Source organism: Pectobacterium atrosepticum (assembly GCF_000740965.1).
Taxonomy (GTDB): Bacteria; Pseudomonadota; Gammaproteobacteria; order Enterobacterales; family Enterobacteriaceae; genus Pectobacterium; species Pectobacterium atrosepticum.
In genome coordinates, this window is the sequence record NZ_CP009125.1 from 2,724,253 (window position 1) to 2,750,322 (window position 26,070).

27 protein-coding genes and 1 pseudogene are annotated in these 26,070 nt (G+C 55.1%); 12 read left to right on the forward strand and 16 right to left on the reverse strand.

Features of this window, described 5'->3' with window-relative positions:
* Nucleotides 1-377 precede the first annotated feature (377 nt).
* The 11 genes from GZ59_RS12035 to GZ59_RS12085 form a co-directional block, all read right to left on the reverse strand.
* On the reverse strand, nucleotides 378-1,493 hold the full coding sequence (locus GZ59_RS12035) for a type III secretion protein HrpN (protein ID WP_039292057.1): 1,116 nt from the start codon (nucleotides 1,491-1,493) through the stop codon (nucleotides 378-380).
* 145 nt (nucleotides 1,494-1,638) lie between these two features.
* A complete protein-coding gene (locus GZ59_RS12040; RefSeq protein ID WP_011093663.1) occupies nucleotides 1,639-1,986 on the reverse strand; it encodes a hypothetical protein in 348 nt (115 codons plus the stop codon).
* On the reverse strand, nucleotides 1,979-2,170 hold the full coding sequence (gene hrpT, locus GZ59_RS12045; protein WP_011093662.1) for an HrpT family type III secretion system protein: 192 nt from the start codon (nucleotides 2,168-2,170) through the stop codon (nucleotides 1,979-1,981). Before hrpT ends, GZ59_RS12040 begins: the two co-directional genes overlap by 8 nt.
* A 27-nt stretch (nucleotides 2,171-2,197) precedes the next feature.
* Nucleotides 2,198-4,267 carry a type III secretion system outer membrane ring subunit SctC gene (gene sctC, locus GZ59_RS12050; protein WP_011093661.1) on the reverse strand — a complete coding sequence of 690 codons (2,070 nt, stop codon included), beginning with the start codon at nucleotides 4,265-4,267 and terminating at the stop codon, nucleotides 2,198-2,200.
* Nucleotides 4,260-4,694 carry a type III secretion system chaperone gene (locus GZ59_RS12055; RefSeq protein ID WP_039292061.1) on the reverse strand — a complete coding sequence of 145 codons (435 nt, stop codon included), beginning with the start codon at nucleotides 4,692-4,694 and terminating at the stop codon, nucleotides 4,260-4,262. The genes sctC and GZ59_RS12055 overlap by 8 nt, the downstream gene beginning before the upstream one ends.
* Nucleotides 4,681-4,905, reverse strand: a complete 225-nt coding sequence (locus GZ59_RS12060; protein WP_011093659.1) for a type III secretion protein HrpF — start codon at nucleotides 4,903-4,905, stop codon at nucleotides 4,681-4,683. The genes GZ59_RS12055 and GZ59_RS12060 overlap by 14 nt, the downstream gene beginning before the upstream one ends.
* Nucleotides 4,906-5,012: 107 nt before the next feature.
* Entirely contained in the window at nucleotides 5,013-5,615 is a 603-nt protein-coding gene (gene sctL / locus GZ59_RS12065) for a type III secretion system stator protein SctL (protein ID WP_011093658.1), read from the reverse strand.
* Between the two features lie 37 nt (nucleotides 5,616-5,652).
* Nucleotides 5,653-6,285: a hypothetical protein gene (locus GZ59_RS12070; RefSeq protein WP_011093657.1), complete on the reverse strand. Its 633-nt coding sequence runs from the start codon at nucleotides 6,283-6,285 to the stop codon at nucleotides 5,653-5,655.
* Nucleotides 6,282-7,049 carry a type III secretion system inner membrane ring lipoprotein SctJ gene (sctJ, locus tag GZ59_RS12075; protein WP_011093656.1) on the reverse strand — a complete coding sequence of 256 codons (768 nt, stop codon included), beginning with the start codon at nucleotides 7,047-7,049 and terminating at the stop codon, nucleotides 6,282-6,284. Before sctJ ends, GZ59_RS12070 begins: the two co-directional genes overlap by 4 nt.
* Nucleotides 7,050-7,055: 6 nt before the next feature.
* Nucleotides 7,056-7,427 (reverse strand): EscI/YscI/HrpB family type III secretion system inner rod protein, encoded by a 372-nt coding sequence (locus tag GZ59_RS12080; RefSeq protein ID WP_039292066.1) that lies wholly within the window; start codon nucleotides 7,425-7,427, stop codon nucleotides 7,056-7,058.
* A 68-nt stretch (nucleotides 7,428-7,495) separates the two neighbouring features.
* Nucleotides 7,496-7,702 carry a type III secretion system major pilin HrpA gene (locus tag GZ59_RS12085; protein ID WP_009112561.1) on the reverse strand — a complete coding sequence of 69 codons (207 nt, stop codon included), beginning with the start codon at nucleotides 7,700-7,702 and terminating at the stop codon, nucleotides 7,496-7,498.
* A 380-nt stretch (nucleotides 7,703-8,082) separates the two neighbouring features.
* Between GZ59_RS12085 and GZ59_RS12090 the strand changes: the two genes are divergently transcribed.
* On the forward strand, nucleotides 8,083-9,663 hold the full coding sequence (locus tag GZ59_RS12090) for an EAL domain-containing protein (protein ID WP_039295075.1): 1,581 nt from the start codon (nucleotides 8,083-8,085) through the stop codon (nucleotides 9,661-9,663).
* A 96-nt stretch (nucleotides 9,664-9,759) separates the two neighbouring features.
* On the opposite strand, the gene GZ59_RS12095 is transcribed toward GZ59_RS12090, so the two are convergent.
* The 4 genes from GZ59_RS12095 to GZ59_RS12110 all read right to left on the reverse strand — a co-directional run bounded on the left by GZ59_RS12095 (nucleotide 9,760) and on the right by GZ59_RS12110 (nucleotide 14,110).
* Nucleotides 9,760-10,824, reverse strand: a complete 1,065-nt coding sequence (locus GZ59_RS12095; protein WP_011093652.1) for a sigma 54-interacting transcriptional regulator — start codon at nucleotides 10,822-10,824, stop codon at nucleotides 9,760-9,762.
* Nucleotides 10,825-11,178: 354 nt separating this feature from the next.
* On the reverse strand, nucleotides 11,179-11,820 hold the full coding sequence (locus tag GZ59_RS12100) for a response regulator transcription factor (RefSeq protein ID WP_011093651.1): 642 nt from the start codon (nucleotides 11,818-11,820) through the stop codon (nucleotides 11,179-11,181).
* A gap of 36 nt (nucleotides 11,821-11,856) precedes the next feature.
* Nucleotides 11,857-13,326 carry a PAS domain-containing sensor histidine kinase gene (locus GZ59_RS12105; RefSeq protein WP_039292073.1) on the reverse strand — a complete coding sequence of 490 codons (1,470 nt, stop codon included), beginning with the start codon at nucleotides 13,324-13,326 and terminating at the stop codon, nucleotides 11,857-11,859.
* Nucleotides 13,327-13,567: 241 nt separating this feature from the next.
* Nucleotides 13,568-14,110 (reverse strand): RNA polymerase sigma factor, encoded by a 543-nt coding sequence (locus GZ59_RS12110; RefSeq protein ID WP_011093649.1) that lies wholly within the window; start codon nucleotides 14,108-14,110, stop codon nucleotides 13,568-13,570.
* Between the two features lie 327 nt (nucleotides 14,111-14,437).
* Between GZ59_RS12110 and sctW the strand changes: the two genes are divergently transcribed.
* From sctW to sctU, 11 genes are read left to right on the forward strand one after another with little or no spacing between them, the layout of a single operon-like run.
* Nucleotides 14,438-15,628 (forward strand): type III secretion system gatekeeper subunit SctW, encoded by a 1,191-nt coding sequence (gene sctW, locus GZ59_RS12115; RefSeq protein WP_011093648.1) that lies wholly within the window; start codon nucleotides 14,438-14,440, stop codon nucleotides 15,626-15,628.
* Nucleotides 15,625-17,727 (forward strand): type III secretion system export apparatus subunit SctV, encoded by a 2,103-nt coding sequence (gene sctV, locus GZ59_RS12120; protein ID WP_011093647.1) that lies wholly within the window; start codon nucleotides 15,625-15,627, stop codon nucleotides 17,725-17,727. Before sctW ends, sctV begins: the two co-directional genes overlap by 4 nt.
* Before the next feature lie 9 nt (nucleotides 17,728-17,736).
* Nucleotides 17,737-18,672, forward strand: a complete 936-nt coding sequence (locus GZ59_RS12125) for an FHA domain-containing protein (protein ID WP_011093646.1) — start codon at nucleotides 17,737-17,739, stop codon at nucleotides 18,670-18,672.
* Nucleotides 18,672-20,039: a type III secretion system ATPase SctN gene (sctN, locus tag GZ59_RS12130; protein ID WP_039292078.1), complete on the forward strand. Its 1,368-nt coding sequence runs from the start codon at nucleotides 18,672-18,674 to the stop codon at nucleotides 20,037-20,039. The genes GZ59_RS12125 and sctN overlap by 1 nt, the downstream gene beginning before the upstream one ends.
* Nucleotides 20,029-20,466 carry a hypothetical protein gene (locus GZ59_RS12135; RefSeq protein ID WP_011093644.1) on the forward strand — a complete coding sequence of 146 codons (438 nt, stop codon included), beginning with the start codon at nucleotides 20,029-20,031 and terminating at the stop codon, nucleotides 20,464-20,466. Before sctN ends, GZ59_RS12135 begins: the two co-directional genes overlap by 11 nt.
* Nucleotides 20,463-20,984: a type III secretion system HrpP C-terminal domain-containing protein gene (locus GZ59_RS12140; RefSeq protein WP_011093643.1), complete on the forward strand. Its 522-nt coding sequence runs from the start codon at nucleotides 20,463-20,465 to the stop codon at nucleotides 20,982-20,984. Before GZ59_RS12135 ends, GZ59_RS12140 begins: the two co-directional genes overlap by 4 nt.
* On the forward strand, nucleotides 20,981-22,198 hold the full coding sequence (gene sctQ, locus GZ59_RS12145; protein ID WP_011093642.1) for a type III secretion system cytoplasmic ring protein SctQ: 1,218 nt from the start codon (nucleotides 20,981-20,983) through the stop codon (nucleotides 22,196-22,198). Before GZ59_RS12140 ends, sctQ begins: the two co-directional genes overlap by 4 nt.
* Nucleotides 22,195-22,848: a type III secretion system export apparatus subunit SctR gene (sctR, locus tag GZ59_RS12150; RefSeq protein ID WP_011093641.1), complete on the forward strand. Its 654-nt coding sequence runs from the start codon at nucleotides 22,195-22,197 to the stop codon at nucleotides 22,846-22,848. Before sctQ ends, sctR begins: the two co-directional genes overlap by 4 nt.
* A 7-nt stretch (nucleotides 22,849-22,855) precedes the next feature.
* Nucleotides 22,856-23,116 (forward strand): type III secretion system export apparatus subunit SctS, encoded by a 261-nt coding sequence (gene sctS / locus GZ59_RS12155; protein WP_011093640.1) that lies wholly within the window; start codon nucleotides 22,856-22,858, stop codon nucleotides 23,114-23,116.
* Nucleotides 23,117-23,122: 6 nt separating this feature from the next.
* The gene (sctT, locus tag GZ59_RS12160; protein ID WP_011093639.1) at nucleotides 23,123-23,923 is read left to right on the forward strand and encodes a type III secretion system export apparatus subunit SctT; all 801 of its coding nucleotides are present in this window, start codon (nucleotides 23,123-23,125) and stop codon (nucleotides 23,921-23,923) included.
* Between the two features lie 13 nt (nucleotides 23,924-23,936).
* Complete coding sequence (gene sctU / locus GZ59_RS12165; protein WP_011093638.1) at nucleotides 23,937-25,016, forward strand: type III secretion system export apparatus subunit SctU; 1,080 nt, start codon at nucleotides 23,937-23,939, stop codon at nucleotides 25,014-25,016.
* Between the two features lie 24 nt (nucleotides 25,017-25,040).
* On the opposite strand, the pseudogene GZ59_RS12170 reads toward sctU, so the two are convergent.
* A pseudogene (locus GZ59_RS12170) lies at nucleotides 25,041-25,973 on the reverse strand (LysR family transcriptional regulator).
* Between the last annotated feature and the right edge of the window lie 97 nt (nucleotides 25,974-26,070).

The following is a 26,070-nucleotide window of genomic DNA, read 5'->3' on the forward strand; positions in this document are numbered from 1 at the left end:
CATCAAAACCTGAGTTGTGGTCTGAGTCTGCTCACACCACGACCTAGGTTGATAAAAACATCACACGGGAAAAATGTGATTTCAGAGAAAAGCACAGAAAATTAGGGGGAGTAGATATTCGGTGTGTTCACGCCATCGGAGACAAAAAGAATACGGGGTTGAAGCGGAGTGAAGAATAATGAAAACGTTCCATGTGACATCCTTGGCGCTATTCCTTTTGAGAAAATATGTGTAAAGGATAACAAGATGCTCACAGAGCTAATAGCGCAAAGAAAGGACAAAAGCTGAGTAAACTAATTGATTTGAATTGAAATAATTTCATTAAAACTAATAACAAGAAAGCAGAGCTTTCGCCCTGCTCCCGGTAATTTTTCGTTTTAGCTCGCGAGCTTTTGCAGCCCCATATTGACGATGCGGTCACCGATCATGGCCGCATCAATCCCCAGAGAAGCGCCGCCGTTGCCACGAGCATTCAGGTTGGTATTGCCGGTATCACCCGCTACCGCGCTCTTGATCATGCCGACAGCCTTCATAAATTTATCCATGCTGCCTTTGGTCATGCCATCGTCATCCGGCTTGCTCAGCGCCTTGGCCCAGGATTTGTCATCCTGCTTCGCCGTCTGCCAGTTATCTTTCTGGTATTCCGGCTTACCGAAGACTTCAGGATATTGATCCATAAACTGACCAATTTCTTTCGCCATCCCCCGATCTTCTTTATCCACGAAGTAACGGGTCGGGCTGTCATTGTGCGTGCTGATGTTATTCAGCTCCTGCAAACCGGCTTTTTGCCCAACGCTCATCCCCAACGTGCTACCCAATTGATTGAACGCCCCTGCGCCGCTCAAGCCTTGCAGACCGTTGTTACCCAGTTGCAGCGGTGAGTTCTGGCCTTGTGCCTGACTCAAGCCGTTGCCCAAAATCGCTGATAACGCATCGTTAACGCCTTGGGTATACGCCGAAATTTCCGGTGATGCAGGCTGTTTATTGCCAAACAGGCCCCCCTGTTGCTGTGACATACCGCCGCCCAACAGATCCTCCAGCGCGCTAAACAGCAGGCTGCCCATCATTGCTGATGGATTCATGGCATTCATACTGGCACCCAGCGCCCCACCTAAACCACCACCGAGTGCGCCACCCAATCCGCTGCCAAGACTGCTCCCGAGACCACCGGCCAGACCGCCACCAAGGCCTTGTCCCAGCAATCCGCCGCCTAATCCGCCCAGGCTACTTCCCAGACCGCCGAGCGCGCCACCCAAACCGCCCCCCATACCACCGAGGCCACCGCCCATGCCGCCGCCCATCATGCTCCCCATGAACATCATGGTGGTCATGATATCGGACAACTGTTCTGCAATATTGCTACGCTGGCCACCAAACCCCGATTGCGATGGCGATGCGCCATTTTGTGAAGACTGAGATTGAAATAAACTGCCGTTACCACCCGCTTTGATCGTAATTTGCAAAGAAGTACCGCCACCAAGAGAATTAAGCATAATGTTTCCTCAATGAATAAATGGAGTATGAAAGCGCCAATAGGTTTGCGGTCAGCCCGCGTGATTGTGACACTCCCCCATTAAGTGATTTTCTTGCCTGCGTGGTTCCCGCCTTACATACGAAAACACAGGACTTTTTCACGGTTCAGCGCGGAGGTAGACCGGCTAAACGCCACAGTTCGTCGATCGCTGCGACGGAGTCAGTCAATATGGATAATGAGCGGCGTAACCGCAGAGTGTGCTGTTCATCCAGGCTCAGGCTGCATGCAGGTAGCGTGTCAGCCTCCAGAAAGCGGCGTTGTAAAATTTGCCGCAGCATACCGGGATAATGTCGGGCAGGTGCCAGCGTTAAGATGAGTTCAACCTGCCGCGCCGACACTACCGTAAACCACAGCCTCACGCCCGGTTGTACTGACCAACATGCCGTCGGCGTGGTTTCCAGCGCTGAGAGAAAATCATGCTGATTGTCGAATACTTCCGTTGGCTCACTCATCCACGCTTACCCTGCTGTAATCCGCCGGGCCATTGCGCAGGTCAGGCTGCCACCAGATGATGAGCTGTCGCGTTTCTGGCTGCGGGCGACAGGTGACTGAAGCACAGTTAGTCACCTGCCGCGGTGAATTGCAGGCACTCAATAAGAATGCGATGAACACCACTAACCACGTTTTATGGTTCATATGCATCTCCTGTAGTGGATAAGATTATTAATTTGATATCAGCACATTGCGTCGGGTTGGTTGAGCCGTTAGCGCGGGCTGCAAAGCAAGGAACACCTCGCTGGATTCCCCCGGTGCCAGCGTCGTTTTCGGCCACACGGCCACCGCTAGCGTGCGGCTACTGGCACAAGCCGCTTCATCAAAACGCTGTGGCTGGGTGCCTCCATTACGCACCACGCCTACGCTCAGGCGTACCTGACCGTTGCCATACCATTGATAGCGCGAGCTGTCATAGATCAGGCCCGACTGTGAGCGGCACACCTCTCCCAATCGCGCGCCTTTGCTGTCGGCCTGAAACCCGGCAGGAAGCTGGCGGCTGGCAAGATCGCGGAACGCGCCTTCAATCAGGCTATAGAGATCCGTTTTACCGTTGCGCTGCGCCACGCGGTTCATGGCACCGTTCAACTGCTGGCGATTGACGGAGGACACATAGCGCGTAGGATCGGTTTGATCGCCAACAAGGTGGGGTGTAAGAATGAAAAGGCGCTCGCGGCGAGAGACTTCATGACGCGTCGAGGTAAACAGTTTCCCCAGCAGCGGGATATCCCCAAGGATCGGAATACGACGATCGCGGTCACCGCTCTCCTCGACGTGAAAACCGCCCAACACCAGCGCTCGGTTCTCACCAATCAACGCCTGCGTGCTGACAGTACCGCGCTTCACGCCAGAGGCTTCCCCCTCGCGCCCTGTCTCGACCTGACCATCTTCGATATCGATAACCAGTTGGATGCTGCGCTGTGCCCCTTCACCAATCACCCGCGGCGTCACTTGCAGGCTGGTGCCCGCCGTCACTGGTTGAATGTCCGCGACACGCTCACCCGTCGCCGTGATGAACGCCGTCCGGCTGAAATCGACAATCGCAGGCTGGTTCTCCAGCGTCAGCACGGAAGGATTGGCGACGATGGAGGCCGTCCCTTCTCCCTCCAACGCCTGAATATCAGCGAAGAAACGCTTGAAATCACTGACAAACAACGTGCTTCGTCCCATCATCATGGTGCTGCCCGCGCTCACATTGCCGAGCTGCGCCTGCCAGTTCGCTTCCAGCCGCGACAGCGCGGTACGATCCACATCCAAAATAATGGCATCAATGTTGACCAGATTTTGCGGTACATCGATATGCTCGACGAGCTGTTGGTACTCCGCCCGGCGTTTTTCATCATCCCGAATCAACAGCGCATTATTGCGTACATCAGCGGAGATCTTGCCGCTTAGCGTCACGCGGCTTGACGCCTCACCGCTGCGTCCTGGGCTAGTGCGGGTTGCGAGCCGAGTCATCAGCGAACGCGTACTGTCCCGCATAGCTTCCATCCCCGTATCCGGCTGTACGGGCATCGGACCAGATGCGCCCGCCGGTGCGGCTCGCTGACCATCCATCAGTTCATTGAGAATGGTCGCGACGCCCGGAATCGTGATTTTTTGATCGCGGTATTGCAGCGTTCGGTCGGATACAGAGGCATAGCGCAGCGGGAAAATCATCACCTTACGCCGTTCGTCCTGCTTTTCCCGCTGTTGGCTAAAATTACGGATCAAATCGATATACGCCTTCGGCCCGGTAACCAGCACTACGCCCTCTTCAGGTAACTCCCCCCAGCCGAAGCGCGAGTCGATCAGCCCGATGCCACTGAGTGCCTGTTTGATGTCAGGCGCAGCATCCGGTGAGATCTCCAGACGCACCGACGCCTGTTCATCCTGTGGGCTGACATACAGCGCATTGTTATACACAAACCACTGGAAGCGATGCTCCAGCGCCAGCCTGTCGAGAAACAGCGTGGGATTATCCGCCCGAATCTTCGCCGTCACCTCATTGTCCGCAATATTGCCCAACACCAAATCCACGCCGTGGCTGTTGGCGAAATCCGCCAGAATCGCAGACAGTGGCGTTTGCTCGGCAGAATACGCATACGCCCCTTTATTCCAGTCGGCGGGTGTGGCGGCGTACGCCAACGAAATAACCCCATTCACGGGGATAATCCCGATCAGCACTATTGCCCAGCAAAACCAGCGATAGATCACCAGCAAAATGCTATACGATCCATTACGTATCAATCCCTTACGCATGTCGTTCTCCTTGCAAAAAAGCCAGCGTGCTCAGATTAAGTGGGGCGGAAACAGCCGCTTTTGTGCGCGGCGTGAGCAGGCTCAGCCAGACGTCCCGTTGATTAAGTAAGGTTTCCAGACTGCGGCACAGTTGCATGACGTCGTCGGCATCGGGCCACATCCATAGCCAAAACTGTTCATCCTGCGGTGAGAGCGAAAGTACGGCGGTATCCTCCTGAAACTGCGCGTGAGCGGCATCAGCCAGCTGTAATGCGCGTGCCAGCATCGGCTCATCCGGCACCGTGTGCAGCGGAATCGCCGCACTGCATGCCACGCCCGATGACTGCCGTACTATCGCCACTGCGCCGCCGTCGATCTCCAGTTTCAGCATTGACGCTCCGCCGTTTAGCCAGCGCTCCAGCATCGCGGCTAACTCAGTTGAAGTCATTGATGATGGCCTTTGCCAAACCGTGCTTAACGCTCAACAGTTGCCCGACCGCCCAGTTGGCATTGGAATAATCCATACTGGCTTCAAAAAAAGCGTAGCTATCAGCCTGACTGGCACCGCCTTCGGCAACATTCAGAGCAATATCATCCAGTTGCTGCTGCGAATCGACCAGGTGCGCGTCAAGGCGGCGCTGAATGGGGTTAAGGGACATAGCACGTTCTCCTCATAAGGTATTTTTCTCACAAAACAGGTTTCGGTCGCTGACCTGATAGTGAGTGGTTAACCCTGGCGTGCAGTTCCCATTGGCAAACGATGATTTCACATAGCAGCGGCGGAGTGATTGGGAGGAATGAGCTGCTGTGTCGCCTGCCGCCAGTTCAGCGACATCACGCCATGCGCCGTGATCAGCTTCATGGCATCGTTATCCAATGCCTCATCGCTGGCGAGACGCCACTCCAAATGTGGATGCGCGTCCAGCCAATGTTGCACATCGGCAAGCTGACCGGGATGGCAGTACAGCGTTCCTCGGCTCTCCCCCTGCTGTTGTTTCAGCAACTGTCGCAATAAGGCATGATGGCGTGACGGCGTAGGCGTTTTATCCAGCAAGTGCGCCAATGCATCGCGCAGCAGTTGTCCGGCTTGCGTAATCATGGTCTGCTCAAGGCGCATCCTGTCTTGCCGAACGCCCAGCAGTAATGCGTTTGCCTGCTGCCAGAACGCAGCTTCTGCATTTTCTACCGCCTGTTCGCAGAGCGTTCCAGCACGATTGTGCGCCTGTGCCACGATCGTCTCTGCCTGTACAGTGGCTTCTTCCCAGAGTGTCCGACTGCGACGATGCGCCGCAACCCGCTCCGCCGGAATAATCACCGCTTCATCTCGACTTGCGCCGGGTAATGTCACAAACATCTTTGTCGTCAGCATGCTTCGTCCTTAGCAAAATGAATAAAAATGAGGAGGGTTATGCGGGGGTTGATGCCTTCCAGATTAGGGCATCGCACAGCGCATTCAGCCGGGCGGCGGGTAATGACACTGCTGGAGCCTGACAGTGGGTTCCCCAATCACGGGAACAATCATATGGAAAGAGCAATCGCAGACGCGGCCAGCACGCTTCGCCATAGCGAACGCGCAACAGCATCAAGGCGTCCTGGTCGCGTGATGTCGAGGGATCCGGTGATGATTGAGCAGAAAAAGCAGCCGGTGTCGGTAGCCACAAACCGGGCCGCAGCGCCTTTGCCAGCCGTTCACACCATATGCCCTCTGCGTCAGAGTGATTCGGTTCACGTATGGGCTGGCACACCCGTGCCATCAGGTGTAATACCGTTTCCCGCTGCGCCGTATCCAGAGTCCCCAGTTGCATCAGCGAGGCAAGCGGATCCGGCGGTAAGACCAACGGCAGAGAGAAATAGCGATTAAGCTGTACGGCGTTCACATGCAGCCAGTCGCGACGCCGTGGCGAATCAGGCAACATAACGCCCCCCGTCCACCAACTGGGGTCCGCTTGTAACAGACAGTCCTTTACCCACCAGGTCAGCCACGCAAGCGGTGTGATGCCATCCGATTCGCGCCCTCTGGTTTGCTCTTGTGTTGTCATTGTGACGACGACGCCCTCGCTTTTTTCTGCTGCCATTGTCGCAGGTAAGGCGAGCCAATACGCCAGCCTAATAGCCCAGCCAGCACTAGGCCAAATAGCCCAGCGCTCCACTGCCAACGACGCATTTCATCCGGCGTCAGCGTGAACGGCCCCAGCGTAACGACGGGGATCGTGTCCTGATACGGTTCTGCCGGAACAAAAACGATCGCCAGTTCTTTATCGTCCTTACCAGACAGACCGGGAATACTGCTGGCGACCATCCGACGGATACGCGGCTCCATCCCATCCGGTTCCAGTTCGGCACGATATTTAATAAATACCGCTGCTGAGGCGGGCTGAACCGGTTCGCCGGGCGCGATACGCTCGGGCAACACCACATGCACTCGCGCCACCATCACGCCATCGATCTGCGCCAGCGTCGCTTCGACTTCCTGCGACAAGGCATAGATATAGCGGGCTCGCTCTTCCAGCGGCGTCGAGATCACACCGCTTTTCTGAAAAACTTCCCCCAGATTAGTGCGCGACTGCTTCGGTAAACCCGCCGCATTTAGAATGTTGACGGCGCGTTCCATATTTTTTGCATCGATCACCAGCGTGACGCCGGTTTTCTCAACCCGTTTCTCCGCACCGATCTGATAGCGGCCAAGCATTGAAATCGCTTCGTTGGCATCGTTCTCCGACAGCCCGCGATTCAGCTCAATCGGCTCACCGCAGCCAGCCAATAATCCGATCAGCAGGAGCAACACTCGCTTATCTATTTTCATAGGCCGCTACTGTAAGTTGGTGAGTTTTTCCAGACTTTGCACACTTTTCGCCACCAGTTTGGCGCTCAGCAAGCTTTCCAGATAGAACGACGACAGTGTTCGGGTTGCATCCAGTACATCCTTTGGATTATTGGAACGCATCGCCTGGCTGACGTCGCGTTCGGCGGATTTGAAGACGCCGTTCAATCCCTGAGATTTTTCCGCCAGCGCACCCAGCCACTGACTGTTACCGCTTCCTGCCGTCATCGGTGCCGATGACAACGCCGCACTAAACCAGGAAACATCCTGATCGTTGGCAGAAAAGGAAAAAGACGTGCCGTTGTCCGCCAGCGGAGCATCCCCCGGCTGAGGCAACGTACTGGCGTGGTTGATTTTCATGGTGTGGATTCCATCGCGGACGGGATAAAAATAAAGCCGGAGCATAGCCCCGGCTCGTTGACTCACGATCAGAACTGGATAGCTTTCGCCGCTTTCTGCCCAGAGTTCAGTGATTTGGAGGCAGAATCCATCTGACCATCCAGAATGGAGTTTTCCGTATCCAACGCAATTTTCTGTGCCTGCGCGCCTGCTGCACGAGTCAGAGAACCGGCCATCGCGGTATCCAGAGTCTGAGAAGCCGCCTGAGATGCAACCTGAGAAAGTCCTAAAGCCATGATATATCTCCAAATATGATGAATGTTTACGGTAGTGAACTGTCATGCTGTACATACAGTCATCTTGTTCATTCATTAAGTAGAGATCGGGCTGGAGGAGTTCCCGCTGAAAGGAAATTCTTTCGGGAAATCGTATTCGAGGGGAAGAACTAGGCTGGTTTTATCAACCTTTCCGACCGTTAGCTAGCGACCATTTTCCTTTAAAATAGCAAAGACCACGACTGCGTCTGCCGAAAACGCACGCGTGGTTTTGATTTGTAGGATCGTTTACGCCATTCTTCTGCCCCTGAATAATGGCTGATAAACGCTGTACCGTTGGCAAGGATGCGATATCTGAATCTATGCCGCTTTTATTTCCGTCATGCTGCCGGATGATCGCTATGCTCGCCTTAACGACGAATACTGGATTGTGGTTCAGACTGGTTTCAATTTCACTTGGCAGCGCATTGCTAGCCCTGTTACTTGGGCAAGCCATTGTCGCCAGGATGGAACAAACACAACTACTGCACTATAGCGAGGAGGTACTCGATCAGGGAATCGCCGTCGCGAATGAAGGCCGGGAAACCATCAACCGGGTTCTGACGCTGAATAACACCCCGTGCTCCAGTGCCGATCTAAAAGAATTACGCCTGATCTCTTTTTACTCCGTTTATCTACGCGATATCGGACGTATCAAAAATAATTATCTCATCTGCTCTGCTGGCTGGGGGATGCTCAATCCTCCTATTTATCTGCTGCCACCGAACCTGACGACGCCGGATGGCGTGCAACTGTGGACCGCAATGAAGGATGTGGTTGATCCACGTATTACCGCAGATATGGCAAGCCTCAACGGTGTGGTCACCATCACCGCCGCCGCTGCATTTCGCCGTTTCACTCAGCCGCCGGCCGAGCATAGTGCGATGCTACTCACACGTAATCTGGACCATGTTTATCAAAAATTTGGCGACATTGATCTGCCTGCGTTTAGGCAAACACGGCAGCAGAATAACGCGTGGCTGACCATGGGAAAACGCCAGACGTTTTTCTGTGCGCAGAACCGAGATATCTGCGTACTGGCTCAGTTGGATTCCGCAGGTATTCTGTATCACCCTTGGTATGTCATCGCTTCTCTTCTGTTTCTCGGTTTGCTGATTGGTGCCAGCTCTACCTTCTCCTATCAGCTCTACTACGATCGGCATCAGGCTTTGCCATCACAGCTAAAACGCGCGATCAAACACCAACGGTTTCAGGTGCATTATCAGCCTCTGATCAGCCTGCCACAGCGTGCCATTATTGGCGTAGAAGCATTGGCCCGCTGGAGAAACGAGCACGGCGACAACGTCTCGCCGGAATACTTCATCAATATTGCAGAAGAAATGGGCTATTTACCGGAGCTCACTCGGATCATTACGCGTCAGGCATTGCATGATATGCAGCCGTACCTCACGCAGGAGCCCCCCTTCCTTCTCAGTATTAATCTGTCGGTAACCGATATTGTTTCGCCTGACTATCACCATTTCCTACAGAAGATGTGTGACGAACTGGGGATAGACAGAGCGCGTATCATGTTAGAACTTACCGAGCGGTCGAGCACATCCCACCAGACGCTGGCCAACGGTCTTGAGGCATTACGACGCGAGGGCTATAAGGTTGCGCTTGATGATTTCGGCACGGGGTATTCCAATCTGGATTATCTGAGCCACTTACCGTTTGATATGATCAAAATCGACAAAGTTTTCGTCGGTGCCATTGGTACGGACTCGGTTAATGCCGCCATGGCGGACCTGCTCTTCACCCTGGTCAAAAAACTGGACGTCCCCGTAATTATCGAAGGGGTAGAAACACGCGAGCAGGCCGCTTATATCCTTCAGCAGTGCCCTTCAGCGATGATACAAGGATGGTATTTCAGTAAAGCGGTAGCATTATGCGATCTACCAGATATCCATCACTATCAGTGCCCACCGATAGAAACGGCGTAACCTGAAAGTAGGTCTACCGTCAAAGGTAGACCTACTTCCATCGTCCACGGTATATGGGTGTTTAAACGATCGGTTTAAACGATCGTCATGCGTTTATCATGCCTGACACGTTTCCCCGCCCCCTGCGCACATTTCTCGCACCGTCACGTTAAGCACTTTCAGGCGATGGTAGAGCGTTCGTTTGGGGATCCCCAACTCCACAATCACATCGTCAATACAGTGGCCGTGGCGGCGCAGCGCATCCTGAATCAGAAACTTTTCAATCCGCTTTAAACGGTCTTTGAGCTGCAAAGGGCGTGGATGCAGTAGTTGTTGAATTTCAGCCAAGGGCGACAGCCCCATTGCCCAGCGATCGGCCGCCGCTTTCAGCTCACGGATATTGCCCGGCCAGCTGTGGGTCAGCAGTTGCTCGTCAATTTCCGCCGTCATCGGCGGCAATGTCATCCGCAGGCGTACCGCCGCTTCCTGACTAAAACGCTGAAACAGCGGCAGAATGAGATCACTGCGGGAACGCAGAGTCGGCAACTGAATTTTTACCGTATCCAGACGGAAATAAAGATCGCGTCGAAACAATCCTTTCTCTACCAGTTGCAGCAGCGGTGTTTGCGTCGCCACAATCACACGCATATCTACGGGGGTGAACTGAGTACTCCCCAGCCGCTTAACGCCGCGGCTTTCCAGCACGCGTAACATCTTGGCTTGCAGCGTCATGGGCATGCTGTCGATCTCATCCAAAAACAGTATTCCCTTGTCTGCACTTTCAAGATAACCGGCGCGGGAGCGGTTAGCGCCGGTATACGCACCCGATACCACGCCAAACAGCTCGCTTTCAGCCAGATTTTCCGGCACAGCGGCACAGTTCACCGCCACCAAAGGGCCGCTGCATTGAGAAATTTGATGGATCCGGTTTGCCAGCGTGTCTTTCCCCGTACCCGTTTCACCTTCGAGAACGATGTCGACATTGAGAGGAGCAATAACATTGATGATTGGCGACAACGATGAGTGAATATCCTCAGCCGTGTAGGTGGAATAGCTCGACGGTAACGAGGAATATTCGAGTGATCGGTTTGCTAATGGGGGATTTTCTAATGCTGAATTCTCTGATGATGAATGTCTTAATGATGAATAGTGCTGTCTGTCCTGACGGTAATGATTGTTCATTAACTACTCCTGGGGCCCAAACGGGCTAACTCACTGCTTTCCATAACGTGGGGCGAACCACCGCATTTCTCCGCGTAGCGCACACCGATTCATCACTGGTGGAACGATGACAATCATTACCGTCATTGAATAATGAAACCATCAGGCATCGCTGAACATCAGGTAGGAATTTCAGAGGGATTTGTAGGGAAATGACTACAAACAATCGGCCAAAATTAGTAAAAACAGCCCGTTACTCTTCCAGATGATTCGCAGGAAAACGAAAAGGGATTGTCAGGAAAACGTTAGCTTCAGCAAAAGGGATTCATCGACTGTTGAATCCCTTTTATCTGTTATCGTCTCGGGCTCCCATTGCTAGGGAATGAGCTTCTTGCTAAAGACGTATTTAACAATCTCCACATTGGTACTGAACTGCATTTTTTCCATCAGGCGCGCTTTGTGGGTACTGACCGTTTTGTTGCTGATGGCCAGCTCATTGGCGATGGTGTTAATCCCCATCCCCTGCGCAAACATAATCATGATTTGGTGCTCTCTGGCCGTCAGGACGTCGTGCTCGGCTCTGCCGCCCTCGGTATAATGAGAAAAAACCAGCTGCTCGGCAATGGTGTGATCGATATAGCGGGCGCCCTGCGCCACACGACGGATCGCCGCCAGCAGCGCCTCTGGGTCTTTATCTTTGGTGATGTAGCCTCTGGCACCGCTTTTCAGGGCATGCTGTGCAATCTGCGCCTCGCTGTACATGCTGAGCACCAAAATCGGCAGACGCGGATATTGCGCCACTACGCGCGAAATCAGCGCTTCACCGCTGATACCGGGCATCGACATATCCAGCAGCAGCAAATCGGGTGCCACGCTGCGCAACTGCGCCAGCACCTGTGCTCCGTTTCCGGCTTCAGCGACGACGCTCAGCGAGTCATCCAGCGCGAAGATCTGCTTGAGTCCTTCACGCATAATGACGTGATCGTCTGCGATCATTAAACGTATTTGTTTGTCCATCGCTCATTTCTTCCTTTTGTTATTCTTGTTCCGCGATTAACGGAGATAGCCATTTTTAGGAAACGTTAACTGCACCTGCGTGCCTTTGCCGGGTGCACTTTCAATGATGACTTCGCCCCCCAGCATGCGACCTCGCTCTTTCATACTCATAAGACCGAAGGCGTTTTTATTTTTCGCGCGGGAATCAAACCCTTTACCGTTGTCTTTGATACACAGCACAACGCAGTCCTGCTGATTTTCCAGCGTAATGATCACCTGTGTGGCAGCAGCATAACGCGCCACATTGGTCAACGACTCCTGAGCGACACGAAATGCCGCGGTAGTGCTTTCATCATTAAGTGCCAACGTTTCCCCCGGCGTTCGCAACAGGCAGGTTGCACTGTAGTGTCGGTTAAATTCGTCGCACAGCCATTCCAGCGCAGGCGTGAGCCCCATATTTAATACATTCGGCCTGAGTCGCGTCGAGACATTACGCACCACCTGAATCGTTTGGTCAGTCAGTTGCATCAACTTTTGCAGATGCGCCTGCATCTCTGGATTTTTCTTGGCAAAGCACATGCGCATCAGCGACAGGCTCATGCGAATCGTGGTCAGGTGTTGCCCAAGCTCATCGTGAATTTCCTGTGCGATATGCTTGCGCTCTTCCTCGCGTGAAATCTCACGCTGGCGTGCCAGTAAGCGCAGTTGCATATGTGAATCGGCCAGCGTCTTCTCCGCATAGCGAATGGCGGTAATGTCCCGCCCCACGGTCAGAATGGAAACCAGAGCGCCACGCTGATCGAACTCCGGCACGCAGCGAATATGGTGAATGCTTTGATGACGCTGATCGCCTTTCCCTAGCTCTTCCATCACTTCGCCTTCCGCGCTGCTGCGGGTATCGACAACCTGCTGCACCAACTGTTCCATGCGGATGGCACACCCCGCTCCGGGCATCAACTCCGTAATCATTCGGCCTCGAAGTTGCTCTACGGTAAATTCCAAATGTTTCAAACTGGCGGGATTGGCATACAGGCAATTCAGGCTGGGATCGAAGCGAATAATCAAATCCGGTGAATTTTCTACCAGCGCGCGAAATTCCTGATCTCGCGCGTAAGCTAACTGTTCGATATGTTTACGTTCCCTGATATCTCTGACTACACACATGCTGTAGCTGCGTCCTTTATGTTGGAAATGCGTTAGATTGACCTCGACTGGAATAGTCATACCGTAGCGAGTGAGGTGCCGGGTTTCAAAAGTGGTACCCACGCCAGATTCATACTCCAGCAACCAATCGGGCGAGCGATGCTCGGCGGCCCAGCAGGGATCGATATCAACCACACTCAGATGCATAAACTCCGTGATGCTGTAGCCCAGCGTCTGACTGGCAGCCTCATTGACATAACAGAAACGCTGATCTGCATTGACGATATAAATCGCATCCTTGATACGGCCAAACGCAAAATCTACTAGCTCCAGTTCGGGGGCCTTGGTTTGTTCATCGGAACGAAAAGGTTGGGTAAACATCATTGCCATCTCCTTATTTTGAATTAAGACATTGGTGCAGCCACCCGCGGTGCAGGTAGCGCAATACGGCGTCTCAACATTCCAGAAGATGGACAGGAAACCCTGCAACGGCTAAACGCGACCTGATATCACAACGTGCGACCTACGTCCTGAGCGGCAACCGCCCTATTGAATCAGGCGGTCACCACATCAAGCAGTGAAAAACGGCGGCGGCAGACACGTCCTTTCGTCCCGTGGGATAGCGTCAGGATTCAACGGCCTGACGGATCACACCTCGGGCACGAGACAGTCGTGACCGCACCGTACCGATGGGGATCCCCAACTGCAACGCGAGATCCTGGTAGCTGGCATCGGTATCCAGCAGTTGCATCAGCATCTGACGAGTATCCTCAGGCAATGAGACGATAGCATCCATGGCGCGTTTCAGGGCTCGCTGGCTTTCGGTAATCGCGCCGGGATCGAGTTCTATCGCGATATGTTCCAGCATCTCATCGCCCATTTCCTGAGCGCGCTGTCGTGCCTGCTTGAAATAGTTGCGCACCAGATTGAGAGCAATGCCGAACACCCATGTTTCCGGCCGCGATGCCCCCGCAAATTTATCCTGATGTTTGAGCACTTCCAGATAGGTCATTTGCTGTAAATCCTCAACGTCATCATGGTTGCTGACGCGCTTGCGGATAAAGTTATGCAATTTCTTTCCGTGTTGACGAAACACCTGTTCCCAATCGACAGCTAGCGCCGGGTAAAGCGAAGGGGTCTGTTCGGTGTGTTTGGTAGACATTTCCATTTGCTGACTCTCCGTTGTTGTGCCCTATTGGCAAAAACGGAAGAGCAAGCCTTATGCCAGCCCAAAATAATTTTTATTCCACTGATTTTTAATCAGTTATTTTTAATTTTGTTTTTTATCGCGCCACTTATTGCCAACGCCAACGGCGTGAAATTGCAAGTTATTGCAATCAGTAAAACGGCATTTAATCCAATCCGCCATCAAATTCAGCCTGCTCCGATGACTTCACACCGGGGAACCCATCCTTTTCTGCGTCCACACAGCAATACATTCATATCACTGCACGTTCACACCACGACACGTAGCCGGTTCATTCAGGATGACATCATGATCAAAATACCGACGGTTCTTCCCACTAGCAGCGCCCTACCGCGCCCTGTCGTCGTGGATGACGATCCCGTGCCGCAGGTTGCGGTACAGCAGACGAGTTCGCTTCATGCTTCACCCGGTTCTCCACTCTCTACCTCAATGGAGGAGGTCGCCATGGCATTTGGCGAGCAGGCCGAACGTAGGAGTAAATCACTGAATCGGCGTCAAATCGCCCAGCAGCCAGAAGCGCGTGCCACTGCCAACGTTGAACGGATCGAGAAACTGACGGAACTGTTCAAAATGTTGGAAAATCCGTCACAAAGTACCCTCGACCAGCAGTTGAGCCGCATGCGCGATCTGTTGACGCGGCAAGGTTCACCGTCTATTGATTCTGTGCTGGAGGCCGCAGGCAACGATCCGGCACGCGGGGACATTTTGCTGCGCCACATCCAGCAGCAATCAGCGCAGCAGCCTGAGCTGGCAACCGCGGCAGAAAATGCGCTACAGCAGTTGCATCAAGAGAAAGGGCCGGAAGTTCGGGCTGGCCTGAATACGGCAACGGCCATTGCTCTGTTCAGTACGCAGCCGGAACAAAAACAGGCGATGCGCGATCTGTACTACCAGAAAATCGTGCATCAGCAGTCGGCCAGTGCGCTGCTGGACTCCCTGTTGGAACGCTTTGACGCCGCGACATTTTCCATTGGGCTGCGCACGTTGCAACGCGCATTAGCGGCGGATATCGCCTCGCTGACGCCGTCTATTTCAAAAGCCGTTCTCAGCAAGATGCTGAGCAATCTCAACGATTCCCGTCACCTGAGCCACACGCTGTCATCCAGCCAGACGCTGCTCACTCGATTGGCGAACAAAGTGCCCGCGTTTACGCTGGGTGCCGTGGAATTGACGCGTCGTTTGATTGGCCTGAGCGCAAACGGCGCCTACGCCCGCGATCTGCATAATCTCGGTCGGGAAGTTGCCGGTACACAGGTGCAACATCAGGCTATGTTTTTCAGCGCCCTGCTGCCGCTCGTCAGCGACCTGCCACATCCGCTGTGGCGAGACAGCAAAAATCGGCAAACGGCGCTCCAACTGATACGCGGCATGATTGGCGATATCGCCCAATACGAGAAACAGCAAGCCAAAAATACTCAGCATGATGATCTGGCACAGCCAAAACAGCCCCCGCACACGCCGGATAAGGGGCAGCCATGAATCTGCTGATTATCTGGCTAAATCGTATTGCGCTGAGTGCAATGCAGCGCTCGGAGGTGGTGGGCGCGGTGATCGTCATGTCTATCGTTTTCATGATGATCATCCCGCTGCCCACCGGACTGATCGATGTGCTGATCGCGCTTAATATCTGTGCCTCCTCTCTGCTAATCGTGCTGGCGATGTACCTGCCTAAACCACTGGCTTTCTCGACGTTTCCGGCGGTGCTGCTGCTAACCACCATGTTCCGGCTGGCGATCTCCATTTCCACCACGCGCCAAATTCTGCTCCAGCAGGACGGCGGCCATATCGTTGAGGCTTTCGGTAACTACGTGGTGGGCGGGAATCTGGCGGTCGGTCTGGTTATTTTCCTGATTCTGACGGTAGTGAATTTTATGGTCATCACCAAAGGCTCTGAACGTGTGGCCGAGGTGGCGGCACGCTTCACGCTCGATGCGATGCCAGGTAAACAGATGTCCATCGACAGCGATCTCCGCGCTGGGTTAATCGAAGCCCATCAGGCACGGCAGCGGCGGGAAAATCTGGCGAAAGAAAGCCAGCTTTTCGGGGCAATGGATGGCGCGATGAAGTTCGTTAAAGGCGATGCGATTGCGTCGCTGGTTATCGTGTTCATTAACATGATCGGCGGCTTTGCCATCGGCGTGTTGCAACACAATATGGCCGCGTCCGATGCCATGCACGTCTACTCGGTATTGACCATCGGCGATGGGCTGATCGCCCAGATTCCGGCACTGCTGATTTCACTGACCGCCGGGATGATCATTACTCGCGTTTCGGCCGACGGGCAAAAAGTGGATGCCAATATTGGTCGGGAAATAGCGGAGCAGCTCACCAGCCAGCCCAAGGCGTGGATCATCTCCTCCATCGGCATGTTTGGATTTGCACTGCTGCCGGGGATGCCAACGTTGGTGTTTGTCGCCATCAGTTTGTCCTCGCTCGGCAGCGGTCTGTTTCAGCTCTGGCGCATCAAACAACAAGGCCAGTTGGATGCCAACCAATTGGAAGCGGACAACATGCCTGCCGAACAGAACGGTTATCAAGATCTACGGCGCTTCAACCCCACGCGTGCCTACCTGCTGCTGTTTCATCCGGTCTGGCAAGGGCAGCCGACGGCGACGGTGTTGGTGCAGAATATCCGTCGCCTGCGTAATCGGCTGGTCTACCGCTTTGGCTTTACGCTGCCGTCCTTTGATATCGAATTCAGCGACCGTCTGGCGGAAGATGAATTCCAGTTTTGTGTCTATGAAATTCCCTACGTTAAAGCCACATTTGTCACCGACCAGTTGGCGGTTGCCAATGGAGCCATCGAACAGGTTGACGCGACGATCGCCACGCCAGGCCACACGTTACGGGATGAAAGCCAGTGGCTATGGCTGCCGCTGGCGCATGTCGCCCAGCAGCCGGACGACATACCGCGCTGGACATCAGATGAGCTGATTCTGGCTCGCATGGAACAGGCCATTCACCGCACAGGTTCACAGTTCATCGGCTTACAGGAAACCAAATCTATTCTGGCCTGGCTGGAGAGTGAACAGCCGGAGTTGGCGCAGGAGCTACAGCGCATCATGCCGCTTTCGCGTTTTGCCAGCGTACTGCAACGGCTGGCTTCCGAACGTGTACCGCTGCGGTCGGTGCGCCCTATCGCCGAAGCGCTGATTGAAGTCGGCCAACACGAACGGGACACGCTGGCGTTGACCGACTACGTGCGTCTGGCGCTCAAATCACAAATCTGCCACCAGTACAGCGATGAGAACAACCTCGCGGTCTGGCTGCTGACGCCGGAAAGCGAAGAGCTGCTGCGCGATGCGCTACGCCAGACGCAGAACGAAACCTTCTTCGCCCTGACGCAAGACTACGCCTCAACGCTGCTCAGCCAATTGCGGCAGGCGTTTCCACCGTTCTCGTCACAGAGCAGTCTGGTGCTGGTAGCACAGGATTTACGCAGCCCGCTGCGCACGCTGTTACAGGACGAATTTCACCACGTCCCCGTGCTGTCCTTCACCGAACTGGAATCCACCCTGTCGATCAACGTCATTGGACGCCTTGATCTTTACGACTCCCCTGATCCCTTTAGCGCATAGGAAGACACCATGTTTGAATTACGCGTGCTGACTGGTTTACATCGCGGAGCGGCGCTGCCGCTCTGTGGAAACGCCTGGCGCATCGGTGCAGCCGATGATGCCGACCTTGTGCTCTACGATCCCGGCATTGCGCCTTATCACGGCCAGTTGGAGAAGGCCGCAGACGGCTGGGCGCTTAGCGCACAGGATGGCACCTTGTCTAATGCGGAAGGCCACTCCGTCGAATACATTAACGCGCTGCCGCCCGGTACCCCTTTTGCACTGGGGCAAATTTGGCTCTGCATCGTAGCCGCCGATACCCCCTGGCCTGATGACAATGAAACGCCTCTGTCTACGGAAGAGGACATCCCCTCTGCGGATATCCCCGCCGATGACTCACCAGTTCATACCACTGTGCCCATTCCCACCACTGCACCCGCGCCGCGCCTACCGCTGTGGGCCAAAGCCTGCTACTTGCTGCTCGGCGCATTGCTGCTGGTGATGGTGGGCAGTTGGCAGCTACAGGAGAGCGTCGCAATGCCTGCCGCCCCGCCGCCGCAGGATACCCGCAAGCCACTTGGCACGCTGCCACAGTTAGAAAGCACGCTGCGGATTATGTTGCAGGAACGGGAGCTGAGCGCGGCCGTGAAAGTGGCGGCGTATCAGGATCGCCTCACGCTCACCGGGCAATTAACGCCAGACGATCAAAAAAAGCTGGAACGGATGCTCGCCCAGTTCCACCAACGTTATAGAACCGCGCTATCCGTTGATAACCGGACACAGCTGAAAACGGAGCAATTGCCGTTTCAGATCATTCAGGTAACCAGCGGGTCACGCGCCAATGTCGTTACGGCAGATGGTCAGCGCTTTTTCATCGGCGATGAGATCGACAACCTGCGTCTGGTGAGAATTGACGAGCACCAGATTGAATTCAGCGGCAGACAACAGATAACGGTGAACTGGTGATGCAGACACAATCTTCTTCTTTTCCGCTGCTCGATCAGTGGGTCGCCCGACAGCGCCAGCATCTGGCGGGTTACGCGCCGGTGGAGAAAAAAGGCCGCGTCATGGCCGTCAGCGGTATTTTGCTGGAGTGCAGCTTGCCGCAGGCACGTATTGGCGATTTGTGCTGGGTGGCGCGTCAGGATGACAGCCAAATGATGGCCGAAATCGTTGGATTCAGCCCGGACAATACTTTCCTCTCCGCACTCGGTGCGCTGGACGGCATTGCACAAGGTGCGACCGTGACGCCGCTGTATCAGCCGCACCGTATTCAGGTGTCAGAACGTTTGCTGGGCAGCGTATTGGACGGATTTGGTCGGGCATTGGAAGACGGCGGCGAGAGCGCCTTTGTCGAACCGGGTCAGGTCACGGGGCGCACGCAGCCGGTGCTGGGCGATGCCCCGCCGCCGACCTCCAGACCGCGCATCAGCCAGCCGCTCCCCACCGGATTACGCGCCGTCGATGGCCTGCTGACCATCGGTCAGGGTCAGCGCGTCGGTATTTTCGCCGGTGCGGGCTGCGGCAAAACCACGCTGCTCGCGGAACTGGCGCGTAATACGCCGTGCGACACCATCGTTTTCGGGCTGATTGGCGAACGTGGGCGCGAACTACGCGAGTTTCTCGACCACGAACTGGACGACGAGCTGCGTAGCCGCACCGTGTTGGTATGTTCGACTTCCGACCGTAGCAGTATGGAGCGCGCCCGCGCGGCATTCACTGCCACCGCCATCGCCGAAGCCTACCGCGCAGAAGGCCGTCAGGTGCTGCTGATTCTTGATTCCCTGACGCGTTTCGCCCGCGCCCAGCGTGAAATCGGTCTGGCACTCGGGGAACCACAGGGGCGAGGCGGGCTACCGCCGTCGGTCTATACGCTGCTGCCGCGTCTGGTCGAACGTGCCGGACAAACGGAAGACGGTGCCATCACCGCGCTCTATTCCGTGCTGATCGAACAGGATTCCATGAACGATCCGGTCGCTGACGAAGTTCGTTCGCTGATCGACGGACACATCGTGCTCGCCCGACGTCTGGCGGAACAAGGGCATTATCCGGCTATCGACGTGCTCGCCAGCCTGAGCCGTACCATGAGTAACGTCGTGGATACCGATCACACCCGCAATGCGGGCGGCGTACGGCGTCTGATGGCAGCTTACAAACAGGTCGAGATGCTGATCCGCCTCGGCGAATACCAGCCCGGTCATGACGAATTAACCGATTCGGCAGTCAACGCCCATTCAGAGATCACACAGTTTCTGCGCCAGTCGATGCGTGAACCGATGCCTTATGGCGTGATTCAACAACAGCTCGCTGGAGTCAGCCGCTATGCCCCATAACACCGAACGTGATGCCGAGTTACAAAGCGTGCTGAATCTGCTGATGCCGATACGCCGCCAGCGCTTAAGCCGCAGCGAGCGCCAGCAGCGGCAGGAAGAACAGCAGCTTATCAGGATTGCGGAGCAGCAACGCCATCACCGGCAGCAGGTCGAGGCGCTGCGACAGGCCAGTCACACACAGCGTGACGCGTTTGTCCAAGAGACTCAGGGACAACGCCAAACGCTGGAAAACCTGAAAAAACACCTTTCCGCCGAACAGCGTTTACTCGGCGAGATAGCGGCAGAAGCGCAGCAGGTTCAGGCCACACAGCAGCAGCACGACGACCAGCAGCGTCAGGTTGATGACGCCCGCAACGCGACCCGCCAATGTCAAAAGGCGGTGGAGAAACTGGAGTATCTGCTTACGTTACCTCAGGAGCACGTATGAATAACCGACAGATTGCGTCATCCGAGTCCAAGGCAACACAGAACGCACAGGCCACGCTACACGGCAAATCCTCACGCGCAGACGACCCGCAACATACCGATTTCTGGGAAGCCTTCACGTTTTCAGACGGCTTTGAAGACGCGCTCTATCAGGAAACGCCTATCGCGTTACCGCAGGGCAACCCCATCAGCACGTCGCTGTCGCTGTATAGCGAGGCACCAGAAAGCCCACAAAATGTGACACCGTCACAGTGGCAGCCACTGCAATGCGAACTGATGGAGGCGATGGACAACATTTGCGCCCCACCGTTTGCCTTTAGCCTGCAACTACCGCAGTTGGGCGACATCGATGCCCGTTTAGCCAATATGGTGCCACGCGGCTGGGACATTTCTCTGCGCTTTAGCCGGGAAAGTTACCACCAGTTAAAAGATCGGCGTGAAGCGTGCCGTCGCGCAATAGCCACCGCGCTGGATTGCCCTATCAACCTGCGTTTTGACGCCAGAGAGTATGAGCGATGAGCCAGAATGCACTCGACTTCAATTCACTGCATGTCAGACCGCTGACGCTGCCGATCATGCGCATACAACACGCCCGCATCAGATCGACGCTGGCCGCCGGACTATCGCTGCCTTTTGTCCGCGATGGGCTGGCTGGCTGGCTGCACCTTCAACTGGCACATAAGGGTGAGCAGATAGAGGAAACGTCTGCCGCACAGGTAAGCAACTGGCGTAGCGATATCGGCAATTTCTCACTGACCGATCCGTTTCCTGTGCTCAGCCTGCTGTCCGACTGCCCGCTGTTGCCCCTTACCGAAGACGACGACGCGGCGCAGACGTGGTACTGGACGCTCTACAACCAGTCGCTGAACCCCGTGCTGCGGTCGCTTGTGGGGGAGATTTATCCAACGGCAGCGACCTCGGAAGAACGTGATTCTGCACAACAGCACGACACCCAACAGTACAGCCCTCAACAACACAGCGCCCAACAATGCAGCAATAGTGCCGCACTCTGCGCCTGGTTCAACGTGAGCTGGAACGGGATTGTGGTGCGCAGCAGGATGCAGGCTGCTGACGCCACCTGGCTAAAACTATTTTCTCTTGCTGAATGGCATCGCCAGCGCCGTGCGCTACCCGCAGGAATGACTATCGCTATCCCGCTGACGCTGGCTGACGTCGTGTTGCCGTTTACCACGCTGCAACACCTCCAAACTGGCGACATAGTTCTCCCTAATCGCCCGTGGTTTACGCCGTCCGGCGAGGGAACGCTGTCATCCGGCACGCTCCGCCTTCGCGGCACGCTGCAACTCGCAGAACACGCGCCCTATATTTTTACCGTTACCGACATGGAGACTGTCTCAATGCCCGCGACCGCGACCGATATAATGCTAGCCGATCCTAACTCCGATACATCGGCGTTTGAATTTACGCTCGATAGTGACAATGTCACTGAAAGTTTACCGCCGCTGCCGATCACCTTACACATTCGCTGCGGCAGCCTGACGATGACGCTGGCGGAATTGCAACATCTTGCCAGCGGTAGCGTGCTGACGCTGCGCGATGTGGTGCCGGGGCAAGCCTGGCTGTATCACGGGGATATCGCGCTGGCGAGCGGCGATCTGGTCGATGTGGAAGGCCGATTGGGGCTACAGATTACCCAGCGCTTTTCCACGCCGAAACCTATGTTACCAATGCAGGATGAAGAACACGCCGCCGCACAGGAGCTGGCACCATGACGTCCGGCGCATTCGATCCGTTGATGTTTGCGCTCTTTCTGGGCGCGCTCTCTTTGATTCCGCTGATGATGATTGTCTGCACCTGCTTTCTGAAGATTGCGATTGTGCTGCTGATTACCCGCAACGCCATCGGGGTGCAGCAGGTACCGCCTAATATGGCGCTGTACGGTATCGCCCTTGCGGCAACGATGTTTGTCATGGCTCCGGTGTTTCAGGACATCAGCAAGCGCGTGCAGGAAAAACCGCTGGATATGACCGATATCACCTCGCTTCAGGCCAGCGTGACCTACGGGTTGGAACCGCTGCAAACCTTTATGTCGCGCAACGTTGACCCGGATATCCTCACCCATTTGCATGAGAACAGCCTGCAAATGTGGCCTGCCTCGCTATCCGAGAAGGTGAATACGCAAAACCTGCTGCTGGTGATTCCGGCTTTCGTGCTGTCGGAGCTACAGGCTGGGTTCAAAATCGGCTTTCTGATCTATATCCCGTTCATCGTCATCGACCTCATCGTCTCCAATGTGCTGTTAGCGCTGGGGATGCAGATGGTCGCACCGATGACGCTCTCGCTGCCGTTAAAGCTGCTGCTGTTCGTGCTGGTCAACGGCTGGACACGGCTGCTAGACGGCCTGTTCTACAGCTACCTGTGAGGCCGCGATGGAAATAATCACGCTTTTCCGTCAGGCCATGGTGATGGTCGTGCTGCTCTCTGCTCCGCCGCTGCTGGTTGCAGTGATTGTCGGCGTGTTGATTTCACTGCTACAGGCGGTAATGCAATTGCAGGATCAGACGCTGCCCTTTGCCGTCAAACTGATCTCTGTCGGGCTGACGCTCGCGCTCTGTGGCCGCTGGATTGGCGTAGAGCTGATGCAATTAGCCATTACCGCGTTCAACATGATTGCGCACACTGGGGTATAAATCCGCATGATCGCCACCATTCAGCACGTTTACGACTTTATCATCGCCATTACACTCGGCATCGCCCGGCTGTATCCCTGCTTTATTCTGGTGCCGGTTTTCTCACTCAACGTGTTGAAAGGCATGATGCGCAACGCCGTGGTGATTTCCCTGACGCTGTTGCCCGCCCCCATCGTGCAGCAGCAACTCCTGTTGACCCCGCTCTCCTGGCCGATGCTACCCGCGCTGTTGTTCAAAGAAATCATGGTGGGATTGCTGATTGCACTCATTCTGGCGATGCCGTTCTGGCTGTTTGAGTCTGTCGGGGCGCTGTTCGATAACCAGCGCGGTGCGTTGATGGGCGGCCAGCTCAACCCCGCGCTGGGCTCGGATGCCACGCCGCTCGGTCATCTACTGAAACAGACCCTAATTCTGCTGCTGATTGTCGGTATCGGCCTAAAGGGGCTGACACAGCTGATTTGGGACAGCTACCAGATCTGGCCGGTACTGTCCTGGCTGCCTGCGCCGAGCGAAAAAGGGTTTGAGGTGTATCTCAACCTGCTGGCCGACACCTTTACTCATCTGGTGGTCTACGCCGGGCCGCTGGTAGCGTTACTGCTGCTATTAGAGTTCAGCATTGCGTTACTCAGCCTGTATAGCCCACAGCTTCAAGTGTTCGTTCTGTCAATTCCGGCTAAATGTCTGGTCGGGATGGCATTTTTCATCATCTATCTGCCGGTGCTGCAATATTTAGGCGACCACAAACTTCAAGGGTTGCCGGATCTCAAACACCTGCTCCCGCTGCTTTTTACCGCATCGAACAGCTAACAAGGCGGAACCGATGAGTGAGAAAACGGAACAACCCACAGAGAAGAAACTGGAAGACGCACGCCGCAAAGGGGAAGTGGGGCAAAGTCAGGATGTGCCCAAGCTGCTGATCTGCGTCGGCCTGCTGGAGTGTGTACTGGCGCTGGCGGACAGCACGATGGGGAAACTGCAAACGCTGGTACAGCTGCCGCTGCAACGGCTTGGCACACCGTTTGCGCAGGTGGCGAAAGAAGTGTTTCATGACGCCGCTGTGCTGGCGGGTACGCTCTGCCTGCTGTCTGCAGCAATTGCCGTGCTGTTACGCATCGCGGGTGGTTGGCTCCAGTATGGTCCGCTGTTCGCGCCCGAAGCGCTGAAGCTCGATCTCAATCGGCTGAACCCAATCAACCAGTTCAAACAGATGTTTTCGATGCGCAAGCTGGTGGAAATGTTGACCAACATTCTAAAGGCGGTGGTGATCGGTACGGTCTTTTATAAAGTGGTGGTACCGGAATTAGAGGCGTTGGTTGAATTAGCCTATGGCGATCTGCACGGCTTCTGGCAAGGGGTGAAAGCGCTGCTGACGCGCATTACCCGCACCACGCTAACGGCGCTGCTGGTGCTGTCGGCACTGGATTTCGGCATGCAAAAATATTTCTTTCTCAAGCAGCAGCGCATGAGCCACGAAGATTTACGCAACGAGCACAAAGATTCCGAAGGCGATCCGCATATGAAAGGCCACCGCAAATCGCTGGCGCATGAACTGGCGAACGAATCCGCCGCGCCGCGTCCCAAGCCGAAGCTGGAAGATGCCGATATGCTGCTAGTCAACCCGACGCACTATGCGGTGGGGCTCTACTATCGCCCCGGCAAAACTCCGCTGCCGCGCATTTTGTTTAAAGGTGAAAACAAGGCGGCGCAGGAGCTCATCGCACAAGCGAAAAAAGCGGGCATCCCGGTGATTCGCTTCATTTGGCTGACCCGCACGCTGTATCGCACCACGCCGGAAGGCCATTATATTCCGCGCGAAACGCTTCAGGCGGTAGCGCAGGTGTATCGCGTCCTGCGCCAGCTCGAAGACGAGCAAAAACGCGACATTATCGAGATGGAGTGAAATAAGCGATGGCAATGAACAGTATCAAACCATATCCGTCGCCATGTGACTCAGATAGTACGCCTCCCCCTGACGCAACTCCGCCATCATGAAATCCAGAAAAGCCTGCTGCTGCGGCGCATGCGCTTTACCAGCCAGCGTTTGGATCTGGAGCGAACGCTGGTCGAGCTGCTTAATATTTAACGGCTTCAGGCGCATCGGTTCCTGTAAGCACTTATACATCACGGAATAGAAGCTACAGGCGGTGACCGCACCCGGCGTGCTCATCGCATAGTAATAGAGCGTGGTGAAGTTGTTGCAGCACAGCGTCGGTTCCAGAAAGGTGCCGTTCATGCGGCATGAGAGGTCAAACAGCTGTCGTAACGTCGTCGATGATTCCGGCAGCGCCAGCGGGAAAGGATGCAGATCCGCCAGTTGAATAGACTGCTGCGCCAGCGGATGTTCATCCGACATCAGCAGCATCAGCGGCGCAGGCAGCGCCAGCTCTACATTCACGCCCTGCTCGGGAGCCAGCGCAAACTATAGCGCGATATCCACTTCACCGTTACGGATCATCTGGGACACTTGCATCGCCGAGTCCACTTTCAGCGCAAAGGTGGTATCTGGATCATGTTGGCGAAAACGCGCAAACAATGTCGGCAACAGATCAAACGCCATTCCTTCCGTACAGCCAATCCGCAGCAGTGCCCGGCGACTGGCCTTCAGCCCCTGAATCTCTGCCACAGCGGCATCCATATCCATCATACTCTTGCGCACATGATTTTCCAGAATGCGTCCCGCATCATTTAACACCATGCCGCGTGCATGACGCTCGAACAGCGGCACACCGATGCGTTCCTCTAATCGCTGAATCTGGCGGCTGATAGCAGAAACGGCAACAAACAGGTGCTGACTGGCGGCGCTGAGCGAACCGGTGGTGGCAACCACCAAAAAATAACGAATCTCGGAGCTGTGCATACCGGCCTTCCTTTCAGACAGAGCGAGGGGACTCGGAGGTTTATATTAAAAGCAAAGCTTAATTGCAATTTTTATTATTGTTGCAAAGCTCGTTTTT